Origin of the sequence: Barnesiella sp. ET7, from assembly GCF_024733785.1 — a bacterium.
GTDB classification, from domain to species: Bacteria; Bacteroidota; Bacteroidia; order Bacteroidales; family Barnesiellaceae; genus Barnesiella; species Barnesiella merdigallinarum.
This window is the reverse complement of sequence record NZ_JANRHM010000005.1, coordinates 141,302-164,137: the sequence shown is the minus strand read 5'-3', so window position 1 is coordinate 164,137 and position 22,836 is coordinate 141,302. Positions and strand designations below refer to the sequence as shown.

The window sequence follows — 22,836 nt, the reverse complement described above, 5'->3', positions numbered from 1 at the left end:
TTTTTATATTCTTTCCCTCCCTCGAAGCCCGAGCTCCCGCCAGGGAGTGAACCGGGCAAAAACAGAGAGGCTACGTTCCCGCGAGGAAGCGTAGCCTCTCATTTTTTTTTCAGCCTACCTAAAAAACCTATAAATCATGTATGAAGTGGTTGTTTACTTTGCTGCGGCATCAGGAGCCGGGGGATTGATGGCCGGAGCATCGGAGGCCGGACTCATCGGGCAACGCCCCTGACGCATCTGCTTGCCGTCGAAGCGTTTGTTCATGGGACGAGCGTTCCGGTCGAAACGGCCATCGGGACGACGTTCGAGACGTTTTATTTTCTGCTCCAGATACTGGATATACTGGTCTTTGGTCAATACCGATTTCAACGTAGAGTCGCGGCGAGCCTTGGCAGCCTTCATCGACTCGCGATTGTTCTTTTGGAACTCCTTGCTTTTCTCGCGAAGCGCTTTCACCTCGGCATCGAAGGTCTCATCGGCCTCTTTCAACTGTTTCACCTGCTTGTCGCTCAGGTTCAAGTTTTTCACCATCTGTTCGCAGGGGAACTCACATTTTTCCCGGGGCTGTTTTTTATTTTGATTTCCGGCAAAAGCACTCATGGTCAAAGCCAATACCAACGCTACCGATACAACTGTTCTTTTCATAATCGTTTTCCTTTCGTTAAATGGTTAAGTAATTCATCTATTGGTCTGCTAATTCGAATTGCGTTTCTGCTTATATGACTACGGTTTGCCCCAAAAGTTTAATCCGTCCCGGATGTTTATTCTTAAATTTAAGACTTTTAACAAAAAAGGAGGCAAACCCTTCGGTGGGTCTACCTCCATTTATAGGTTTATAATCAATAATTTATACTATTTCTTACGGATTAGTTCGGTGAGTTTCAACGTCTGGAAAGTCATGTGAGCCACACTGCTTTCGTAGAGAATCCCCACCGTCTCGGGGTCGATCATCGTCAGGCAGGTATAGCCCCAGCTATCCTCCTCGTCGAGCATAACCTGGTTCTCGGGGAGCCAGGTCACCCCACCGTCGAGGCTGGCCTTGACAGTGATATGGTTGCGCCCCTTCGTCGTGTTGGGGTTGGAGAAGAGCAGAATATCGCGCCCCAGCACATTGTCCTGGGCCTCGACCCGAATGAGGCTGGCCATGCACACCGGCTCGGGCAACGCCTTGCGCGACGATTCATGTTCGGTCCAGGTACGCCCCAGGTCGCGGGTGATGGCCACGGCCCGACTGCCGCCCCGGTTGTCGCGCATGTTGAGCATGAGCACCCCCTCCTCAATCTCGACTACCTGCGCCTCGGTGGTATTGGTACGGGCCAGGTTGTGGATATGCCAGCTCTTTCCCGCATCCCGGCTGTACATGATGCCGGCATTGGGCACGTCGGTCGAGTCGATAAACTGGATGGGGAATACCAGCGTGCCGTCGTGCATGGTGATGCCCCGCCCCGGTCCTTGCAACAGGAAACGCCACGAGGGGTCTTTCACCTGCGAGGTGATATTGATGGGTTCCGACCAGGTTTTGCCGTCGTCGGTACTCTTGGTGAGCACGAGTTGTGCCGTGTGGTCCAGGTCCATGCCCCGCTGCGAACTCCACCAGGCCCGCTGGTTGCCCATGCCGTGTGTCCAGGCGGCGGCAATCCACACCGTGTTGGTTTTTGTATCGACCAGAATCGAGGGGTCGCCCACCCCGTTCTGTGCGGCAGGCAATCCGCCATACTCGCCAAACGAGAGCGGCAGGCGCATGGGTTCCCACGTCTTACCGCCGTCGGTGCTGCGGCTCAACCCCACGTCGATATGCTCCTGCAAGTCGACACTGCTGTTGTAGCGCACGTCGTAGACACCGAGCAGCGTACCCTCGTTGGTCGTCACCAGCCCGGGGATGCGGAAAGCCGCAGCCCCGTCGTTACCGGCATGACGCACCCCGATACCCATGCGATGCACGATACCGTCGGGCGAAACCCTATGGCACAAGGCTTTCTTACCGTCGAGCGAGACCGAGGCCAGCTCGGCACCGACCTTCGCCGAGAGCGAGGTGCCCGGCTTCATCTGCAGGCTCACCCAAAAGAAGTTGACACCCGGGTACAATTCGTAGTCGGCCTGGAGCACCACCCGTTTATCGGGACTGGTCACCTCGGCACACTTGACCGAATAGGAGGGATAGGCCGAGAGGGTCTTCCCGGCACTGAAACTCGATATGTAGCCTACCGGCGCAAACCGATTCTTCCCCTCGTCCTGCCGAGCCTCGACACCGCCGTAGTAGAGCTTCACCGCAGCCACCGAAGCCCGGTCGGCACAGCGTGAGAAATCGAGTACCACCTGGTCGAGCACGCGGCTCTCCCGGGCGGGAATACGCAGATAGAACATCACATTGTCCTGCCGCTCGAGCAGCACAGGCACCTGGGCCTCCTTGACAAAGACCGTGTCGGCTGCCGGGGCTATCGAAGCCAACCCCGCCAGACACAAAAGAAGAATAAATTTACGCATAATACATTTCATTAAATTGTCGGGGGTAAAGATAACAGTTTTTCACGAATCGCTCCAAGAAACATTCAATTTTTACCCCCGCTTTTACGCCTCCGACAAAACGGGGTGACGGGTGTATCTTTCGGCCACTTTCCTTTGGAAATACGGGCCGAAAGGAGTATATTTGTATCAACGGAACGAAGCGAATATGTTACAACCTTTGGCAGAACGACTCAGGCCCAAGACCTTGGACGAATACATCGGGCAGGAACACCTGGTAGGCCCCGGTGCCGTCTTGCGCCGCATGATCGACTCGGGCAAGATCTCGTCGTTCATCCTGTGGGGTCCCCCGGGTGTAGGCAAAACCACCCTGGCCCACATCATCTCGCAACAGTTGCAGGCCCCGTTTTTCACCCTCAGCGCCGTACAGTCGGGCGTAAAGGAGGTGCGCGAGGTGCTCGACCGCTGCAAGGCCAACATCTTCTCGAAAGTGCGCCCCATCCTCTTCATCGACGAGATACACCGGTTCAGCAAATCGCAGCAGGACTCGCTGCTGGGAGCCGTCGAGTACGGCACGGTGACCCTCATCGGAGCCACCACCGAAAACCCTTCGTTCGAAGTCATCCGCCCGCTGCTCTCGCGCTGCCAGGTCTATGTGCTCAAGCCGCTCGAGGTGAAACACCTGCAACAGCTGCTCGACCGCGCCATCCACTGCGATACCTATTTAAAGACTCGCGAGTTTGAGGTGCGCGAGACCGACGCCCTCTTCCGCTACTCGGGAGGCGATGCCCGCAAGCTGCTGAACATCATCGACCTCATCTCGCAGGCCGTAGGCGAAGACGAAAAGATTGTCATCGACGATGCCATCGTCACCGAGCGGCTGCAACAAAACCCGGCCGCCTACGACAAAAACGGCGAGATGCACTACGACATCATATCGGCCTTCATCAAATCGATACGGGGCAGCGACCCCGACGGTGCCATCTACTGGCTGGCCCGCATGGTCGAGGGAGGTGAAGACCCGGCATTCATTGCCCGACGGCTCGTCATCTCAGCGTCGGAAGACATCGGTCTGGCCAACCCCAACGCCCTGCTGCTGGCCAACGCCTGCTTCGATGCCGTGCAGAACATCGGGTGGCCCGAGAGCCGCATCATCATGGCCGAGACCACCATCTACCTGGCCAGTTCGCCCAAAAGCAACTCGGCCTACATGGCCATCAACCAGGCTCTGGAGACCGTGCGCGAAACGGGTAACCTGCCGGTACCTCTGCACCTGCGCAACGCTCCCACCCAGCTGATGAAGGAGCTCGACTATGGCAAGAACTACAAGTATGCCCACGACTATCCCGGCCACTTCGTCGACCAGCAATACCTGCCCGACGCCCTCAAAAACCACGGGTGGTGGAAACCGCAGAACAATCCGGCCGAGAACAAGCTGAAAGAGCACCTGAACGAACTATGGAAAGGTCGATATAAATAAGATGTCAGGAATGCCAACTCAAGTTAGCAAATAGACACAAAATCGCCTTTTATAACGACAAAAAAGATATAAATTAAACAAAAACATAGAGAAAAAGAAGTACCTTTGCAATCTATCAATACCAAATTTATACCAACCACTAAACAAATATCGTTATGAAGAAGCACAATTTCTATGCAGGACCCTCTATCCTGAGCGAGTACACCATCAAAAACACGGCCGACGCCGTCCTCAACTTTGCCGGTACAGGCCTGTCGCTGATGGAGATTTCGCACCGCAGCAAGGAGTTTACAGCCGTTATCGAAGAGGCTCAAGCGCTGGTCAAAGAGTTGCTCGAGGTCCCCGACGGATACTCCGTACTGTTTCTGGGCGGCGGCGCGAGCCTGCAATTCTGCATGGTTCCCTATAACCTGCTGAACAAAAAAGCGGCCTACCTCGAGACCGGTACCTGGGCCGTCAACGCCATCAAAGAAGCCCGACTCTTCGGCGAAGTAGACGTAGTAGCTTCTTCGAAAGACGCCAACTTCTCATACATCCCCAAAGGCTACACCGTACCCGACGACGTGGACTACTTCCACTTCACCTCGAACAACACCATCTACGGTACCGAAATGCGTTTCGACCCCGATGTGAAAGTACCTCTGGTAGCCGACATGTCGTCCGACATCTTCTCGCGTCCCATCGACGTATCGAAATACGACGTCATCTACGCCGGTGCCCAGAAGAACCTGGCTCCTGCCGGTGTGACCATCGTCATCGTCAAAGAGTCGGCCCTGGGTCATGTAGAGCGTGTCATCCCCACCATGCTCGACTACCGCACCCACGTGAAGAAGGGTTCGATGTTCAACACCCCGCCGTGTCTGCCCATCTACGCTGCCCTGCAAACCCTGAAATACTACAAGGAGTTGGGTGGTATCAAAGAGATGGAGCGCCGCGACCTCGAAAAAGCCGCTATCCTCTACGATGCCATTGACTCGAGCAAGATGTTCGTAGGCACCGCCGCTCACGAAGACCGCTCGATCATGAACGTATGCTTCGTAATGAAAGAGGAGTACAAGGAACTCGAAAGCGCCTTCATCGAATTTGCCGGCACCAAAGGCATCGTAGGCATTAAGGGTCACCGCTCGGTAGGCGGCTTCAGAGCTTCGATCTACAACGCCATGCCCAAGTCGAGCGTCGAAGTGCTCATCGAGGCCATGAAGGAATTTGAAAAGAACCACTAATCCATAGGAGTATATCGACATGAAAGTATTGGTTGCCACAGAAAAACCGTTTGCCGCCGTAGCCGTGAACGGTATTAAAGAGGTACTCGATGCCGCCGGTATCGAAATGGCTCTCTTGGAGAAATACACCGCCAAAGCCGATCTGTTGAAAGCTGTCGCCGATGCCGACGGCTTGATTGTACGCAGCGACATCGTCGACGCCGAAGTACTCGACGCCGCCAAGAATCTGAAAATCGTCGTTCGCGCCGGTGCCGGATACGACAACATCGACCTGAACGCCGCCACCGCCAAGGGCGTGTGTGTAATGAACACCCCGGGCCAGAACTCCAACGCCGTGGCCGAGCTGGTATTCGGCATGACCATCCTGATGATTCGTAACCACTTCAACGGGACCTCGGGTACCGAACTCAAAGGCAAAAAGCTGGGTATCCACGCCTATGGCCAAGTGGGCCGCAATGTAGCCCGCATCGCCAAAGGATTCGGCATGGAGCTCTACGCCTTCGACCCCTACTGCCCCAACGAGGTGATGGAGAAAGACGGCGTGAAACCCGTGGCTTCGGTCGAGGAGCTCTACCGCACCTGCCAGTTCGTATCGCTGCACATCCCGGCTACAGCCGAGACCAAACAGTCGATCAACCACGCCCTGATGTCGCTCATGCCCAAAGGTGCCGTGCTCATCAACACCGCCCGCAAGGAGGTGATTCACGAAGAGGATTTGGCCCGCGTGCTCGAGGAGCGTCCCGACTTCCGCTATGTAGCCGACGTGGCTCCGTCGACAGCCGCCGCACTGACCGAGAAATTCGGCGACCGGGTATTCTTCACCCCCAAGAAGATGGGTGCCCAGACGGCCGAGGCCAACATCAACGCCGGTATCGCCGCCGCCCGTCAATCGGTAGGATTCCTCAAAGAGGGTATCGACAAATTCAGAGTCAACAAATAAACTCGCCCACGAGTTACCGTATCGAATAGAGAGCCCCTCCCGCCACGCGCGGGAGGGGCTCTTGCTTTTGTCGCAATACCCGACCAAGAGAGACAGGCCTCACAAGCACGACCCGCGCAACACCCCTCCAACGACAATCGGTCGCCCTATACAATCACAAAAAAAAGAGCAGAGCCCCTTGACTGGAGCCCCGCTCTTCCTGTATCTATACGATTCTGTTTATCAATCGTTGGTCAGTGCACGCCAAACGATGGCCGAAATGGCTGCCCCGAAGAAGGGTGCCACGATGAAGAGCCACAGTTGCGAGAGAGCCACGCCACCCTCGAAGAGAGCCGGGGCGATACTGCGGGCCGGATTGACCGAAGTTCCCGTGATGGGAATACAAACGATGTGAATGAGTACCAGTGCCAGACCAATGGCCAGACCGGCAAAATTGCCGGCACCCCGTTTCTCGTCGGTCGCACCCAGCACGACCAGCACGAAGATAAAGGTAAAGACCGTCTCGGCAATGAAGGCTTGCAACATTTCACCCTCGCCAAAGCTGTTGGCTCCCGTCATGGTTACTCCCGACGAGCCGCCCGTCGACACCAGTGCATAGATGATGGCCGAACCGATAATGGCTCCGATAACCTGGAAAATCATATACATGGCGGCATCCTTCCCGCTCATGCGTTTCGACAGCCACACGCCCAACGTGATGGCCGGATTGATGTGGCAGCCCGAAATACCGCCGATGGTATAGGCCATGGCTACTACCGAAAGGCCGAAGGCCATAGCCACGCCCAATGTTCCTACACCTGCACCGCAAACACCGGCTATGTTACCGGCAAAGACGGCGCTTCCGCAACCCATCAATACGAGTACCATGGTACCCAACATTTCTGCCAAATACTTTTTCATAATGTCAATGTTTTTCCGGTACAATTTTGCACCTTGGTTAGTAATTAGTTGATTCAGCGATTAAGATTCTCTATACAAAGAAAAAAAATAAATTCTAATTTGCATATAGATTCGCACTTTTTTTCTTACTTTTGAGGCCTTTTTTAAACAAAAGGATTGATTTTTAGGTTTGAATTTATATCATATCGGGTTAATTTAATTGGATTATGAAGATAACAGAAATCGCAGAAGGAATACACTATGTAGGAGTCAACGACCGCAGTAAACACAAGTTCGAGAACCTTTGGCCGCTCCCTTACGGAGTTTCCTACAACGCCTATCTGATTACCGACGAAAAGAATGTTCTGGTCGATACGGCCGATGCCGCCTATACCGACCGTCTGCTGGACCACATCGCCGAAATTATCGGAGACCGCACAATCGACTATCTGGTCATCAACCACATGGAGCCCGACCACTCGGCCTCGATCCAGTTTATCCGCCAGAAATATCCCCACATGACTATCGTGGGCAACGCCAAAACCCTCGAAATGGTGAAGGGTTACTACGGCATCGACGACAACACGCTGTGTGTGAAGAACGGCGATACCCTCACCGTGGGCAAACACTCGCTCACCTTCTACCTCACGCCCATGGTACACTGGCCTGAGACCATGATGACCTATTGCAACGAAACCCAAACGCTCTTCTCGGGCGACGCCTTCGGCTGCTTCGGGACTCTCGACGGCGGCATCAAGGACACCCAACTGAACACCGCCAAATATTGGGACGAGATGGTGCGCTACTACTCCAACATCGTGGGCAAATACGGCTCGGCCGTACAAACAGCCTTGAAGAAGTTGGCCTGCCTCCAAATCAAAACCATCTGCTCGACTCACGGTCCCGTGTGGGAAAACGAGGTGAATAGGGTTATCGACATCTACGACCGTCTGAGCCGCTACGAGGCCGAGCCGGGTGTAGTGATTGCCTATGGCAGCATGTATGGCCACACCGAACAGATGGCCGAGGTGATTGCCCGCGAACTGGCCGAAAACGGCGTCAAGAACATCGTGATGCACCACGTATCGCACGACGACCCCTCGTTCATTCTCCAAAGCATATTCCGCTACCAGGGTCTCATCATCGGCAGCCCTACCTACTCCAATCGTCTCTACCCCGAGGTCGAGATGCTCACCAGCATGATTGCCACCCGCGACATCAAAAACCGGGTATTCGGCTACTTCGGCTCCTTCTCGTGGGCCGGTGCCGCCGTGAAGCATCTGGCCGCCTTCGGCGAGTCGATGAAGTGGGAGACTCTGCCTTGCTGCGTGGAGATGAAACAGGGTCTCACCCCCGAAATCAAAGAGCTCTGCCGGGCTCTGGGGCGCGAAATGGCCGCTCGCATCAACAAAGCCTGACACACTACTGCTCGACGCTCCGGCATCGGGCCGACATACCCCTAACAAGAAACCCTCGAGAACCGTTATTGCGGTACTCTCGAGGGTTTCTCGTTTTATCAAAAGGGGGGGAGAAAAAAGAAGTGTGTGATTGTCGGAGGAAATGTGTGATTCTTCTCCTCCCCGACCAACAACAACGAGGGCGGTCCCTTTGCCAAGAGCCGCCCCCGCCGCTTTATCTTACAGCCTTACCGGCCTTTAATCTTTCTTCTTGAACAACCGCTTGTACCACGGCAACATCTCGCGCGACTGGTTGGCGTAACCATATCCGTAACCATATCGGCCACCGCCATACTGCCGGTAAGAGTAGGCTTTCGACTTCATGTTCACATCGTTCAAGATGAGATAGGTAGGCACGGCGATGCGTTTGGAGCGAATCCAGCCGTTCAGCATTTCGATAGCCGCCTTGTTGGTATAGTTGGCACGAGCCACATACACCACGATATCGACGGCACGCGTCAGCAGGAAGGTATCGGAAACCATGCCCAGCGGTGCCGTGTCGAGTATCACATAATCGTAGTGGGCACGGGCATAGTCAATCATCTGGTCGAAACGCTTGCTCATCAACAGCTCGTTGGGGTTGGGCGGTATGGGACCGGCCATGAGCACGTCGAGATTGGGGTCGACACCCGAGGGGTGAATGAGCGAAGCCAAGTCGGTATTAACGCCCGACAGATAGGTGGTAACACCCTCGCGATTGGGTATGTGGAAGTTCTCGGAGAGGCGGGGCCGGCGAATATCCACCCCGATGAGCAGCACCCGTTTGCCGGTGATGGCAAAGCTCAGGGCCATGTTCGAAGCGATAAAGGTCTTACCTTCGTGCATGACCGACGAGGTGACGGCCAGCACCTTCTTGTCGGAACTGGTGAGTACAAACTGCAAGTTGTTGCGCACCAAGCGGAAGAGCTCGGCAATGGGCTCCACACTCTTCTTCTCGACCACGAAGAACTTGCCCTCGGGCTTGCGCGAAATCTCGGCCAGAATGGGTATGGAGGTGAGACGCTCGAGAGTCTTCTTGTCTTTCAATACGGGGTAGAAGACCATGCGCAGGTAGATGACAAAGCCCGGTATCAGCAAGCCCAACAGGACGGCCGCGCACAGAATCAGCACCTTCTTGGGCGATACCGGCTCGTTGGTCGAGTCGGGGTCGTCGATGATGCGGGCTACCGGCACCACCATGCTCTTGGCCAGGGAGTTCTCCTCACGTTTCTCCAGCAGGAAGATATAGAGGTTCTCCTTGATACGTTGCTGACGAATGATGTCGGAGAGCTCCCGCTCGTAAACCGGCACATTCTTAATCTTGTCTTCGAGGCGTCTGTCCTGTTTCGAAATATCCCGTTTCTTGATTTCGACCCCCTTGCGGATACTCTCGATGCCCTTGAGCAACAGAGCCCGCTGGGTTTTGACACTGCGAGTCAGTTCGGCCACTACGGGGTTCGACTCCGACGAGGAGAGCAACAGCCGTTCGCGCTGCTGCAGGCTCTTGTTGTATTCGTTTATCAATGCGGCAAAATCTTCGTTGTCGATACCCAGCACGGGGATAGGCATATACTCGTTTTCGGGGACGGCCAGGAACTCTTCGACATAGTCGACCAGACTCTTTTGCAACTCCAACTCGGCCAGTTGACCATCGGCATAGCCGGTCTGCTCGAGGTAGAGCTGGGCCTCGGTCGAAATGTCTATCAGGTTGTTGTGGCTGCGATAAGCCTCGACTTGCGCCTCGACAACGGCCAGCTCTTCCGAGATGGACGAAAGGCGCGAATCGATAAACTCCTGAGTCTTCTCATTTCCCATATTTTTCAGGTTGGCTGCGTCGATGTTGTAGAAGTCGACCAGCGTACTGACAAAGTCCTTACCCTCCTGAACGACCGGGGTGCGGTAAATCACGGTGAGGATGGTTGCATCTTTCGAGGCAAAGGCTACCGTCAGGTTCAAGGTAATCGCCTTGCTCACGCTTCGCGGGTTGGAGAGGGTCATCAACAGCGTCTTCTCCAGCACGGGAATCGTATCGCCCGTGTAGCGCAACTGCACCGTACCGCCGGCAAACGGCAGCTCATAGGGCAACCCGTCGATAACCTGGTCGCAAAGCATCACCTTATCGCCATCGAGGGTGTGAGTCTTGGCTTCGAGGTGGAACTTACCCCCATGCAACGGTTTGAGCTCGACCTGAAGCGGCGACTGTATTGCTCGCAGGTCAATCGAATCGAGCGCAAACTCGACCGGCGAATTGCCATAAAGCGGCGTGGTGCGCATGAACGATTTCCACGCATACGACTTGTACAACCCCAGCGCTTCGACTACGGCCGTTATCTGATTTTTCGAGCGGAATACCTCGATTTCGTTGTCGATATTGTTTTTGTAGGGCGACAAACCCAGACTCTCCAACAGCACGTTGCCGTTGTCGCTCTTGTTGTCTTGAATATAGACGGCCGAGGTCACCTCGTAGAGCGGGGTCTGCCTGAAGCAGTAGAAGAGCGCTACCGCAGCCAGCACCACCACACAGGCGACAAACCATTTCCAGTGCGCAAGGCTCTCCAGCAGAAAACCCGTGACGTCGAACGACTCCTCCGAGTTTTTCTCCTCTGTATTCTTTTGCTTATCTTCTTCCATAGTTGTTATTTCGAAATACTCCAGGCCGTAATAATCAAGTTAGCAATCGTCAGCAAAATAGATGTGGCACTGAATATGAGCGTAGTCGTAGGCGGTACCACTACGGCCGAATTGGCTTTCGACTTGTTGGGCTCCACATACAGCACATCGTTTTGTTGCAAATAGAAATAGGGCGAAGAGATCAGATTTTTGTCATTCAGATTGATACGGGCAATAGACTTGGTTCCGTCGGCATTGACTCTCACCAGCAGCACATTGTCGCGCCGGCCGGTAATGGCCAGGTCGCCGGCCAGAGCTATCGCATCGAGAATGCTCACCCGCTCGTTTTCGATGGTAAACATGCCCGGACGGTTTACATCGCCCAACACCGAGATGTTGAAGTTTTGTATCCACACCGACACCTGGGGCAACTCGCTCAGATACTTGGGATAGAGCATCTCTTGAATCATCAGTTCCAGCTCGCTCTTGGTCTTGCCGGCTACGTGGATGCGACCGATTACCGGGAACTCAATATCGCCGTTCTGGTCGACCAGATAATACTCCACAGCCTTCGACGTATTGCCTCGTACATAAGCCTCGCCCTGGTTCAACCGCTTGTTGAACGGGATTACCACCTCGTGGTTCTTGGCCATCACCGAAATGTCGAGAATATCGCCCGGCGCCAAAATAGGCGACGGTTGCGGCGTAGCGGCATTCAGTACCTCGGACGGAATATTTTCCACATCAATCATATAGGGTACATTCTTCGAGGAAGAGCACGACGTGATTCCCCAAACAAGAAGTGCAATAAACACCCGATACAAATACTTCATCTTCTCCTTTTAATTTAAGTAAAGGTCTATTATAACCAATTTGCAAAAATAGCACTTTTTATACGGCCTGCAACATTTTTTACAAGAAAAACCTATTTCCAATCGGCCTCAAAAGGAGACAGCAAAAGCCCGCCCTCTCGCAACTATCGCAAACAACGAGAGAACGGGCTTCGCTAAAAAAAGCTATCGTACTGGCTTAGAAATTATAACGTATCATGGTGTTGATGCGGTTGGCCTGACCATCCTCGCGATTGAGGTTGGAACGTCGGCCATAGAGATACTCGATGCCTATGCTGCAATCGCTCGTGAGGTTGTAGAAGGCATTGCCCACGATATACTGGGCATAGCGATACGAGTCGGGCGAGAGTGCCCCCTGCTTGCTGTACACCCGGCTCTGGCTGTACGAGGCCGAGATGAAGAACTTGGGCGAGAAGGCATATTGCAAACCGGCCACATAGCCCAGGGTTTCGGGGGCATAGAGTTTGCCCTGCGTATCGGGGTCGGGAATCAGGTCGAAGCCCTCATCGTTCAATCCGTTCAGATACTCACCGTAGCCATAGCCATAGACTCCCTGGTAGTAGAGCGAGAGTTTGCGGGTAATGTGGGTGACGCCCGAGAGCTGTACCGCCCACCCCAGCACCGAGCGGTTGCGCTGGGCCACCAGGTCGCGGTAAGAGAGGCCGCGCAACAGACCCGAGGCCCGTATGTGGTCGTGACCGCCGTTCCAGCCATACTGGATATAGAAGGGTATATCGGGCATGCGCTGGTTGATGGCGGCGTTGTAGTCGCCGTCGAGCGTGCAGGTGACCGACGGAGCCTCGGCCGCCAGGGCCATCTGCCAGTGTTTGCCCATATTGAACGTGTAACGCATCATCACGTTGCGCACGCTGGTCATGCCGGTAGGCCCCTCATAGTCGATGGTAGGAGGCGCCGCAGCAGCATCGACAAAGGTGCTCCACGTCTGACCTATCAGGAAACCACGAGCCTGCACATAGGCCTGGTCGAGCCGGAAGCCGTAGTTTTGTCCCGCCCGGAAGTCACCGTCGATAAAGACCGTATACTTGCCCAACACCGAGTTGTCGCCCACCAACTTGAAGAAGAGGTGCGACGTGGTGGCATCCATCTGGAACTGGTTGCGTTCGGCCGGATTGCCGGGCACGGGAATATCGTAAGTGAGGAAGTCGCGATTGGGCACGGCTCCGTCGAAGTCGTATGAAGCGGTCACCTTCACATAACCACCCACACCGAAAGCCACCTTGCCCTTGCGGTCGACAAAGAGGAACCGGGGGGCACGCGGGTCTTGGAAGTGGAGTTGGCGCGTGTCGTAAAACATGCCTATCAGCTCACTGTTGGCTGCATTTCCACCCCACAGGAAGACGATACGATCCGAAACTTCGGAGGGCACTTGACGACCTCTCTGCTCGACCGCCTCGGTCGCCTGCGTGTCGGCGGCATCGGCAGCATCGGCAGCATATACCGGAGCCCCCACGAGGCACAGGGCGCAGGCACAAGAAAAGAACAATTTTTTCATATACACTCAGGATTTATAAGTTTTATTTTCAATTAAAACAACAGGCGGGTCAAATTGTTGAAGCAATCGTAAAAATAAGTAACTTTGCCCCCGACGAAAAGAGACTATACGCATGGATACAATCTTGTTAGCACTCACTCCCGAATTCGAGATGTTGAGAGATGAATTGGGATACGACGAGTATGAAGATTTCGATGCCTATGACATCATGTTTCAACAGGGATACGACCGCCAGCTCATCGAGGTAGCCGACGGCGAGACCTTCGAGGTTCCCGAGGGTTATCGAGCCACCCTCGAGAGCGACGACCCCGACAACGAATTCTATCTGCTCGAAGACGAAGCAGACCTGCTCGAGAAGGAGAATTTCATCGCCGACTCACTGCCGAGCGGCAACTACCGATACGATGCAGCCGAAGATGCCTTCTGGAAAACCGACATGGATTCGGACGACTCGTTTCTATAAACCCGACTTACCGTTATGGACACCGCATCTGTCGAAATCCACCCACTCGCCCCGTTTCTGCCGCCGCAGGCTCGCATCCTGATGCTGGGCAGTTTCCCGCCACCCCGCAAACGCTGGTCGATGGAGTTTTTCTACCCCAACTATACCAACGACATGTGGCGCATCTTCGGCCTTATCTTCTTCGACGACAAGGACCACTTTGTCGACACGGCCCACAAGTGCTTCCGCCGCGAGGCCATCGAATCGTTTCTGCGCGAACAGGGCATCGCCATCAGCGACACCGTGGCCGTGGCCCGCAGACTGAACGGCAACGCCTCGGACCTCACGCTCGAGGTGGTCGAGCCGCTCGACCTGGCCCGTCTGCTCGACCAGATACCCCGCTGCCACACCATCGTCACCACCGGACAGAAGGCCACCGATACCCTCTGTGCCATCACCGGAGCCACTCCGCCCCCGATAGGTAGCTACAACCAAATCGTCTACCACGACCGAACACTCAGAATCTACCGCATGCCCTCCTCCTCGCGAGCCTATCCCAAACCCTTGCCCGAGAAGGCGGCCATCTATCGCACCATCTTTCAAGCCCCGGCAATAGAGTAATATTACCATATTACATTTATGTTACATTTTTACAAACATTTTCATTTCTAAGCAGAATTATATTACTTTTGCAGTCTCAAAAATTTTAATTCTATACACTCTTTTTATATGGAATCGTTATCTTTCATACAGTGGTGTCTCGATAATATCAATTATTGGACCATCACTTTCCTTATGATGATCGAGAGTTCGTTTATCCCCTTCCCCTCCGAAGTCGTGATTATACCCGCCGCCTACAAAGCTGCCTATGGCGAACTGAATATGTATCTGGTTATCCTCTTCGGTACCCTCGGTGCCGATATAGGTGCCATCATAAACTACTACCTGGCCCTCTGGATAGGCCGTCCGCTCGTCTACAAGTTTGCCAACAGCCGCGTGGGCCACATGTGCCTGCTCGACCAAGGCAAGGTAGAGACGGCCGAACGCTACTTCGACAAGCACGGCAGCATATCGACCCTTATCGGCCGACTCATCCCGGCCGTGCGTCAGCTCATCTCCATACCCGCCGGTCTGGCCCGCATGAAGTTCTCGAAGTTTATCCTCTTCACCACGCTGGGTGCCATGTGCTGGAACATCGTGCTGGCCGCCATCGGATATGGATTCCACGCCGTCATTCCCGAGGACGAGCTCATCCTGAAGGTGCAGACCTACAGCCACGAGATACTCTACATACTCATCGCCATCTGTGTATTCATCGTGGGCTTCCTCATCTACAAAGGCACGAAAAAGACCAAATAAAAAAGATACTTTTGCCATCCGGTACAAAAGCCGTAGACTGGCGGGGCAACACCCGTAGCTGCGGCTTTTGTCGTACCTCTCCGACACGGCAACAAAATTTAGAAGACAGGAGTCGGCCCGGCATAGCCAAATACTGAAAACTGCGTTTTCGGTTTGTCACTGCTCTCTCTTTTCACTATCTTTTCATAAGACAGGATTCGGCTCGGCATAGCCAAATACTGAAAACTGCGTTTCCGTTTGTCCCTGCCTTCGCCTTTCACTATCTTTTCAGAAGAAAAGAGGCGGTTCGGCCAAGCAAATAATGCAAGCATCTTTGCTTGTCACTCACCTTTCTTTATCTTTGTAGCAACACACAAAAACCATCGCCATGATCGAAACCGAACTTTGCGCCTTCTCCCTCGAAGCCTGTCGGGCGGCAGCCCGCGCCGGCGTGACACGGGTAGAACTGTGCGCCTCGCCCTACGAAGGGGGCACCACCCCCTCGGCGGCCCTCATACGAAGGGCCCGCCAGATACCCCACCTGCAACTGAGTGTGATGATTCGTCCCCGCGGGGGCGACTTCCTCTATACCGACGACGAGTTCGACCTGATGCTCGACGAGATAGATTTCGTGCGCGAATGCGGCGCCGACTGTGCCGTGGCGGGTATCCTCACCCCCGACGGCCGTGTGGACGAAGCCCGCACCGCCCGACTCGTAGAGCGTTGCGGCTCGATGCAGTTTACCTTCCACCGGGCCTTCGACATGGTGCGAGACACCTCCGAGGCCCTCGAAGCTCTCGTGCGCGCCGGCTGCTACCGGGTACTCACCTCGGGCGGACGCAACACCGTCAGCGAGGGTATCGACACCCTGCGCTCGCTGGTACGTCAGGCCGATGGCCGCATAGCCATCATGGCCGGCAGCGGCGTGGGTCCGTCGAACGTGCGGACTCTGGCTCAAGCGGGAGTCGACGCCGTGCACTTCAGTGCCCGCTGCCTCATCGAGAGCCGCATGACCTACCGCAACCCCACCGTCTCGATGGGGGGTGTGGAGGGTATCCCCGAATATGCTTCGGTGGGCGCCGACGAACGCAAGATACGCGAAATTCTCAATCAATTAACTCAATAAAAACCATCCGATATGAAAAAAACTCATGCCCTCCTGCTGCTGTGCGCCGGGTTGGCCTGCACGGTTGCAGGTTGTACCTCGTCGGGAATCTCGGCCGACAGTCAGCGACAACTCGAAACCGTGCTCGACGATTCGCCCCGAGCCGACAGCTTGCGCACTCTGCTCAAGGAGACACCCCGCGACGAACAGGAAGCCATGGCCTATCTGCTGGCCTGGATGCCCCAGGGCGACCGCGACACCATGGACCTGGCACTGCTGCGCGAAAACGTGACCTACGCCTGCCGTGCCCGTGCCGAATTTCCCTGGACCAAGGCGCTGCCCGACTCGATTTTCCTCAACGAAGTGTTGCCCTACGCCTCGGTCGACGAGGTGCGCGATGCCTGGCGGAAAGATTTCTACGAGCGCTTTGCCCCTCGGGTGAAAGACTGTAAAGATATGCGTGCGGCCTTCGACACCATCAACCGCATCATTCCGCAAGTAGTGGGAGTTGAATATAATACCCTGCGCGAAAAGACCAACCAGAGCCCGTCGGAATCGATGCGCCAGGGCATGGCCTCGTGTACGGGTCTCTCCATCCTGCTGGTCGATGCCTTGCGCTCGGTAGGTATCCCGGCCCGCTTCGTGGGCACGGCTGCCTGGCACGACAACCGGGGCAACCACAGCTGGACCGAGGTATGGCTCGACGGGGTCTGGTACTCGACCGAATACTACTACCCCCCTGCCCTCGACGGCGCCTGGTTCATGGCCGATGCCGGACAGTCGACTCCGGGCGACCGCATCCACGCCATCTATGCCGTATCGTTCCGCCCCACGGGCGACTGGTTCCCGATGGTCTGGAATCAGGAGTCGCGCGACGTGCATGCCGTCGACGTGTCGCAACGCTATATCGACCTCTACGGCCAGCAGACCCAAACCATTGCCCGGGAGAATACCCACACCGTGGTGACCTTCGTCATGTACAAGGACAAACAGCATAGCACCCAATCGGAAGACCGGGTCGAGGCCAACGTCGATGTCTTCTGCAACGGCGTGCAACTGGGTGGCGGCCGCACCGCCGGTCCCTTGCAGGACATGAACGATGCCCTCAAGTTCCTGTTGAAGAAGGACCAGACCTACACCTTTGTCTATGAAAACGCCCGGGGCGAACGCGCTACCGTCGAGGCAACCGTCGGAGCCGACCCCGTAACCGTCACAGCCTATATGGAATAACGATACCAACTGCATAAAGAGAAGCCCTCGCCTGCCAACCGATGTGCAAGCGAGGGCTTCTGCTTTATCCTCTTTCAAGTTCTCTTTTTCGTTACAACTGTTTCAGCCGGGCTATGGTATCGAGCGGAGCCTCGGAGTGGAACACGAAGCTGCCGGCCACCAACGCATCGGCACCGGCCTCGACCAGCTGCCGCCCTGTCTCGAGGTTCACGCCGCCGTCTATTTCGATGAGGGCGTGCGAATTGCGCCGGGCAATCATCGCCTTCAGGTCGCGCACCTTGTCGAGAATACGGGGGATAAACTTCTGCCCGCCGAAACCGGGATTGACCGACATGAGCAGCACCACGTCGACATCCTCGATAATATCCTCGAGCAGCGACACCGGCGTGTGCGGGTTCAGCGAAACGCCCGCCTTCATGCCCGCCGCATGAATCTGTTGCACCACCCGGTGCAGATGTGTGCAAGCCTCGTAGTGCACCGTCATGATGGCGCCCCCTATCTGCTTGACCTCGGCGATAAACTTCTGCGGCTCGACAATCATCAAATGCACGTCGAGCGGCTTTTTGCACCGACGGTTCACAAACTCCAGTACAGGAAACCCGAACGAGATGTTCGGCACAAATACGCCATCCATCACGTCGATATGCAGCCAATCGGCCGCACTCTCGTTAATCATGTCTATCTCGCTGTTCAGATTTCCGAAATCGGCCGACAGCAACGACGGAGAAATTATTACGCTCATATCACTATCTTGTTTATACAAAAGTACAAAAAGAAATGCAGACGAAAAGAAGATAACAATAATTTTCTTTCGTCTGCATAATAGATTATTATCGTTTCTATTCAAATGTCGTCAATACAAAATCGACCATATTGAATCGTACTTTGTCAAAAAGCATCAACGATCTGAGCCCTAAATTACATTGATAAGAATACAATACACCGTCTGTATTCTTTTCCAACAAAACAACCATTTCAGGTACAGACACTTGACTATTTCCCAATTCGAGTGCTATGTTTTGCATTCGATAACACTCCGATACATGTACACCTCCAATTCCTGCACCTCTGACAGTATCCAATTTACAATGAGTAGTGATGTATTCTTTGTTATTCGCAAAGAATCTTTCGTCTAACGAACCATATGAAGCATCACCGGTATCAATATTCATCAACATTTTATTACCGTGTACGATACCCTTGCCCAATAAATTCATACTGGATGAAAAACACATGTTTGGAGACACTTGGCTCCGTTTGGGAGCGACTGATGGAACTGTAATTTTATGATTGACAAAATCAAGGGTCAGGTCTTTGAGTTGCAACATCAGTTCGCTACCGACCACAATATCGAAACAGTCAATATATTGGTCTGCCTCTTCGTTATGGGTTGTTATGTTTATGACATAAAAAGGAACATCCGTAACAACCATATCTCCAATTTTCAATTCCTTGGCTATTGCGTAGTTCCCATTTTGTATCCCCACTCCACCAACAGTACTTGATGCTTCAAGTGGAATTAAATTATATTTAAGGGCTAATGATTCGGTAATAATATTTACTCCTGCGCCTGTGTCAAAAGTAATATCGGCTTCAACGCCATTTATATAACTGTCTCTTAGATGCATCAATACCGAATTGTTCTTTTCCGGACCAACCGGTACAATCTCAAACGGAATAGTCCCTGCCGAATTTTCAAATGTGATTTTATATGGATTGTATTTAGATAGGGCTTCGTATTGATCGATAAATTGCTGAACCCCTGCAATGGTTGTACTATCAAGATACGAGCGTATTGAACCAAGAGTTGAAGATAACATGTTTGCAGCAGCCTCATTATCTCCAGTCCTGCTTAAGTCCATGGCAAACATCATGGACGAACTGAGCATATTACCCAAATCAAGATTGTCTGACTGAGTGTTGAATAATTCCGTAAAGGCAGGAATAGAAACATCTGGACGATTCAACCTATTTCCAATAAGGCAACGAGAAAATATTTCAAAAAAATCGCTGATTGAATCTCTGGGCTCTGTTTGATATAAAGAGTCCAATGCAAACCAGTTTGAATTATTCATTGCATCAGCTATTTTTTCATCTGAACTTTGACTGTATCCAAATGAAAATGAACCTAAACATATCCCTAATGTAAGAATGAGTTTCTTCATAATCTGTTGTATTATTGTTTATCATTACTATCGTAATCCTCAATCCAATGACAAAAATAGCGAAAGGCGAGAGCAAAGCAAAGTTGCTTGCAAAATTTGCTTGGCCGAGCCGCATCCTATCTTATCCAAAGATAGTGAAAGTCGAAGGTAGAAAAACAAACTTGCTTGATTTTTATACTGAGACGCATCCTATCTTCGTGTAACAAAGATAGCGAAAGGTGAGGGCAGGGACAAACGGAAACGCAGTTTTCGATATTTGGCTATGCCGAACCGACTCCTATTCTACACCCCTCCTCCTGGACCCCGCGTCGCAGCGCGGGGTGACACCCCGTCATACCGCACCCCAATGCGGTATCCAGAAATACCCTTGCGACAAAACATTAGCATCTTGTCAAAATGGAGCACTCATGTTTTGGAAATTAAAAATTTGTCTATCCCGAGCCGACTCCATCTCCACTTATATTCTCATATCGAATACAGCTACCCCATGAATCACAATAAATAATATTTAGATACAATATTTTAGGATAATTTATTTAGTGATTTCCAAAAAAGCACTTTATCTTTGTTAGTGTCAATACGTGCAGAGTTCTGCCTCACAAGGCAGTAGTCGCTGACGTACCAGGCCGCACAATCCCATAACATGCCTTGTGCGGACACTTGACCAACGACAGAAGTCTTACTAATATATAAAAACACATGAGAAAAAGATTTACTCTCCTTGCCTCGATAGCCATGGGTATTCTGGCCGGACAGGCTGCCGCTCCCGACTGGGGAGTGGCCGATACCTTGGAACACTACGAAATAGGCCCCGGCATCCAATACATCAAGATACGGTACGAATCGGTACCCCTCACGCTGTGGGCTACCACCATCGACATGACCAACCCCTACAATGCCATCGAGCAGGTGCAGTCGAACAACGCCGTGCCCGACCTCTCGCGCGAACTGGTGCAAGACATGTCGAAACGGCTCACCCGGCCGGGACATAAGGTGTGTGCCGCCTTCAACCACGACTTCTTCAGCTATGATGCCGGCATCTGCATCGGGCTCAACGCCAGCAACGGCCTCATCTCCTGGTCGTCGGGCAGCGGTCGCTCTACCTTTGCTATCACACAAGACAAAACGGCCTCGGTATTCTTCCCCGTGCCTCAGTGCTCGGCCTCGCTGCCTACCGGCGAGTCGGTAGCCATCGACCAGTTCAACTGGGGTATCGGCTACACCAACGGCGACTGCGTGCTCTTTACCAACCTCAACGCCCTCACGCTCGATGCCGAGGGGCGGTATATCAAGCTGCGCCCGCTCGGCGACTGGATTATCAACGGTGAGCCTACCGCGTGCGAGGTGCTCGAGGTATCGGACTCGCCGCTGCAAACCTCCGAGAGCGATTTCGTGCTCTTCCTGCGCAACACGAAACGCGATGCCCTGCCCGGTGTGGCTGTCGGCAGCGAAATCACTATCTCGCAGAAACTGATACCCGGCAAGTTCGGCACCCCGCCCGAGAATATCCTGCAGGCCTTCCACGGCTACCCCAGCATCGCCTTCGAGGGGAAACTGCACGAGGGCGAATACAACGATTTTGAAAACGGCCGCGAATACGAGCTCTCGTGCCGCACCATGGCCGGCATGTCGCAAGACGGGAAGACGGTCTACTTCGTAGCCACCGAACTCTCGGAGAACAGCGTGGGTATCAACTGCATCGACATAGCCAACTGGATGCTGGCCCACGGCGCCTGGAACGTGGTCAACTTCGACAGCGGAGGCTCCACGGCCATCGTGGTGAACCACACCATGCTCAACCTGCCGGGGCGCGGCTCGCTGCGTCCGGTCATGGACGGCGTGCTGGTGGTATCGAATGCCCCCGAAGACAGCGTGGTGGCCCACTACACCTTCTCGAAAAGTCAGTTGAACGTGCCCATTATCTCGATGGCACCGCTCACCCTCATGGCTCAGAACCAATACAAGGATATTGTCGAGCGTAACGTCGAAGGTTTCACCTTCCGCTGCGAACCGGCCGAGCTGGGTTGGGTCGACGACGAGGCCGTATTCCATGCCGGCGAAACGGTGATGGCGGGTAAAATCATTGCCGAAAAGGACGGTATCTCGGCCGAGCTGCCGGTATCGACCCGACCGGTCGAAGGCATTCATATCGCTGTCGACGAAGTGCTCATCGACAGTGTGCGCCCCTACCGCATCAACCTCGAGGGGAGCATCAACGGCCAGGTATATACGCTCGACCCGGCAGCTTTCACCTGGAGCTCGACCAACCCCTCGTGCTGCCGCATCGACGAGGGGGTAATCAAAGGCTTGGCCAACGGTGAGACTACCCTCACCGGCACCCTCGGTGACCTCACGGTAAATCTGCACGTAACGGTAGAGGTGACCCCGGCTACACTCGTACACGAAGACTTTGCCGACCTCACCGACTACCCCCTCGCCTCGACCGTAGCCAACACCCTCACCCTCACGCACGAGGGGCTGCCGGCCGGATGGAGCGACGGAGCCGTGCTGCGGTTCGACCAGAAGGCGGGACGCAACCCCTACGTCGAACTGGGCAAGAGCTACCGGCTGTACAGTCTGCCCGACTCCATTTCGCTGCAAATCAACCTCTCGGACGAGGCGCTGGCCGCCATCAAACACATCCGTTGCGACTTCACCCACCAAGGGGGTAAAAACTACTGGCAACCCGAGTATGTGCCCTCTCACACCGGCGACCAGACTATCACGTGGGCCTTTGCCCAAGAGGGTGGCGAATATCCCATCGAGGACTTCCCCCTCACGCTGCAGGCCATCCGCCTGGTGCTCAACGCCGGCAGCCGGTCCGAGGTAGCCATACCCCTGCGAGACCTGCGGGCCTACTACCCCGTGAAGGAGAACTCGGCCGTAACGCCCCCCGTTGCCGAGAGCCGCTTTGCCTGGATCTCGACCGAGGGCTCGCCCGTGCTGCACTACCGCCTGTCGCGCACCGGTGCGGCCGACATCGCGCTGTGGACCCTCGACGGACGGCAACTCACCGCCTACACCACCACCCGCGAACTGCCGGGCACCTACACCTACCCCCTGCCCGACCGCTTCCTCACGCCCGGGATATACCTCGTGACAATTCGGGCCAACGGCCAGACTCAAAGTTTGAAATTCAGGGTAAAATAAGATAAGGTTAT

Annotated in this window: 19 protein-coding genes; 10 read left to right on the top strand and 9 right to left on the bottom strand. The window is 54.2% G+C overall.

The genetic code is table 11. The features are described from left to right. Nucleotides 1–153: 153 nt before the first annotated feature. Both NW211_RS04815 and NW211_RS04810 read right to left on the bottom strand, forming a co-directional pair. Nucleotides 154–645 (bottom strand): DUF4890 domain-containing protein, encoded by a 492-nt coding sequence (locus NW211_RS04815; RefSeq protein ID WP_258327101.1) that lies wholly within the window; start codon nt 643–645, stop codon nt 154–156. A gap of 207 nt (nt 646–852) precedes the next feature. Further along, nucleotides 853–2,484 carry a sialidase family protein gene (locus NW211_RS04810; protein ID WP_258327100.1) on the bottom strand — a complete coding sequence of 544 codons (1,632 nt, stop codon included), beginning with the start codon at nt 2,482–2,484 and terminating at the stop codon, nt 853–855. A 187-nt stretch (nt 2,485–2,671) separates the two neighbouring features. On the opposite strand from NW211_RS04810, the gene NW211_RS04805 reads away from it, so the two are divergent. From NW211_RS04805 to NW211_RS04795, 3 genes are all read left to right on the top strand, one after another. Then, on the top strand, nt 2,672–3,943 hold the full coding sequence (locus tag NW211_RS04805) for a replication-associated recombination protein A (protein WP_087408384.1): 1,272 nt from the start codon (nt 2,672–2,674) through the stop codon (nt 3,941–3,943). Nucleotides 3,944–4,098: 155 nt separating this feature from the next. Continuing rightward, on the top strand, nt 4,099–5,166 hold the full coding sequence (gene serC / locus NW211_RS04800; RefSeq protein ID WP_258327099.1) for a 3-phosphoserine/phosphohydroxythreonine transaminase: 1,068 nt from the start codon (nt 4,099–4,101) through the stop codon (nt 5,164–5,166). 19 nt (nt 5,167–5,185) lie between these two features. After that, nucleotides 5,186–6,106, top strand: coding sequence for an NAD(P)-dependent oxidoreductase (locus NW211_RS04795; RefSeq protein WP_087408382.1), 921 nt, complete (start codon nt 5,186–5,188; stop codon nt 6,104–6,106). Between the two features lie 222 nt (nt 6,107–6,328). Here NW211_RS04795 and NW211_RS04790 read toward each other — a convergent pair whose 3' ends face one another. Continuing rightward, the gene (locus NW211_RS04790; protein ID WP_087408381.1) at nt 6,329–7,006 is read right to left on the bottom strand and encodes an MIP family channel protein; all 678 of its coding nucleotides are present in this window, start codon (nt 7,004–7,006) and stop codon (nt 6,329–6,331) included. Between the two features lie 203 nt (nt 7,007–7,209). On the opposite strand from NW211_RS04790, the gene NW211_RS04785 reads away from it, so the two are divergent. Next, a complete protein-coding gene (locus tag NW211_RS04785; protein ID WP_164470574.1) occupies nt 7,210–8,403 on the top strand; it encodes an FprA family A-type flavoprotein in 1,194 nt (397 codons plus the stop codon). Nucleotides 8,404–8,640: 237 nt separating this feature from the next. Here NW211_RS04785 and NW211_RS04780 read toward each other — a convergent pair whose 3' ends face one another. The 3 genes from NW211_RS04780 to NW211_RS04770 all read right to left on the bottom strand — a co-directional run bounded on the left by NW211_RS04780 (nt 8,641) and on the right by NW211_RS04770 (nt 13,395). Next, a complete protein-coding gene (locus NW211_RS04780) occupies nt 8,641–11,052 on the bottom strand; it encodes a tyrosine-protein kinase family protein (RefSeq protein WP_258327098.1) in 2,412 nt (803 codons plus the stop codon). 5 nt (nt 11,053–11,057) lie between these two features. After that, the gene (locus NW211_RS04775) at nt 11,058–11,783 is read right to left on the bottom strand and encodes a polysaccharide biosynthesis/export family protein (RefSeq protein ID WP_158096847.1); all 726 of its coding nucleotides are present in this window, start codon (nt 11,781–11,783) and stop codon (nt 11,058–11,060) included. 277 nt (nt 11,784–12,060) lie between these two features. Beyond that, nucleotides 12,061–13,395, bottom strand: coding sequence for a DcaP family trimeric outer membrane transporter (locus NW211_RS04770; protein ID WP_258327097.1), 1,335 nt, complete (start codon nt 13,393–13,395; stop codon nt 12,061–12,063). A gap of 112 nt (nt 13,396–13,507) precedes the next feature. Here NW211_RS04770 and NW211_RS04765 point away from each other — a divergent pair, with 112 nt between their 5' ends. The 3 genes from NW211_RS04765 (at nt 13,508) to NW211_RS04755 (ending at nt 15,196) form a co-directional block, all read left to right on the top strand. Beyond that, nucleotides 13,508–13,858, top strand: a complete 351-nt coding sequence (locus tag NW211_RS04765) for a hypothetical protein (RefSeq protein ID WP_258327096.1) — start codon at nt 13,508–13,510, stop codon at nt 13,856–13,858. 15 nt (nt 13,859–13,873) lie between these two features. Further along, complete coding sequence (locus NW211_RS04760; RefSeq protein WP_087408375.1) at nt 13,874–14,458, top strand: uracil-DNA glycosylase family protein; 585 nt, start codon at nt 13,874–13,876, stop codon at nt 14,456–14,458. Nucleotides 14,459–14,566: 108 nt separating this feature from the next. Beyond that, the gene (locus NW211_RS04755) at nt 14,567–15,196 is read left to right on the top strand and encodes a DedA family protein (protein WP_258327095.1); all 630 of its coding nucleotides are present in this window, start codon (nt 14,567–14,569) and stop codon (nt 15,194–15,196) included. A gap of 98 nt (nt 15,197–15,294) precedes the next feature. On the opposite strand, the gene NW211_RS04750 is transcribed toward NW211_RS04755, so the two are convergent. Continuing rightward, nucleotides 15,295–15,507: a hypothetical protein gene (locus NW211_RS04750; protein ID WP_258327094.1), complete on the bottom strand. Its 213-nt coding sequence runs from the start codon at nt 15,505–15,507 to the stop codon at nt 15,295–15,297. Between the two features lie 59 nt (nt 15,508–15,566). On the opposite strand from NW211_RS04750, the gene NW211_RS04745 reads away from it, so the two are divergent. Beyond that, a complete protein-coding gene (locus tag NW211_RS04745) occupies nt 15,567–16,301 on the top strand; it encodes a copper homeostasis protein CutC (RefSeq protein WP_258327124.1) in 735 nt (244 codons plus the stop codon). A gap of 12 nt (nt 16,302–16,313) precedes the next feature. Further along, entirely contained in the window at nt 16,314–17,510 is a 1,197-nt protein-coding gene (locus tag NW211_RS04740; protein WP_258327093.1) for a transglutaminase family protein, read from the top strand. 91 nt (nt 17,511–17,601) lie between these two features. Here NW211_RS04740 and rpe read toward each other — a convergent pair whose 3' ends face one another. Together rpe and NW211_RS04730 are read right to left on the bottom strand one after the other, a co-directional pair. Next, on the bottom strand, nt 17,602–18,252 hold the full coding sequence (rpe, locus tag NW211_RS04735) for a ribulose-phosphate 3-epimerase (protein WP_258327092.1): 651 nt from the start codon (nt 18,250–18,252) through the stop codon (nt 17,602–17,604). A 97-nt stretch (nt 18,253–18,349) separates the two neighbouring features. Further along, the gene (locus NW211_RS04730) at nt 18,350–19,675 is read right to left on the bottom strand and encodes a retropepsin-like aspartic protease (RefSeq protein ID WP_258327091.1); all 1,326 of its coding nucleotides are present in this window, start codon (nt 19,673–19,675) and stop codon (nt 18,350–18,352) included. Nucleotides 19,676–20,374: 699 nt separating this feature from the next. On the opposite strand from NW211_RS04730, the gene NW211_RS04725 reads away from it, so the two are divergent. Beyond that, nucleotides 20,375–22,825: a phosphodiester glycosidase family protein gene (locus tag NW211_RS04725; protein ID WP_258327090.1), complete on the top strand. Its 2,451-nt coding sequence runs from the start codon at nt 20,375–20,377 to the stop codon at nt 22,823–22,825. Nucleotides 22,826–22,836: the final 11 nt, after the last annotated feature.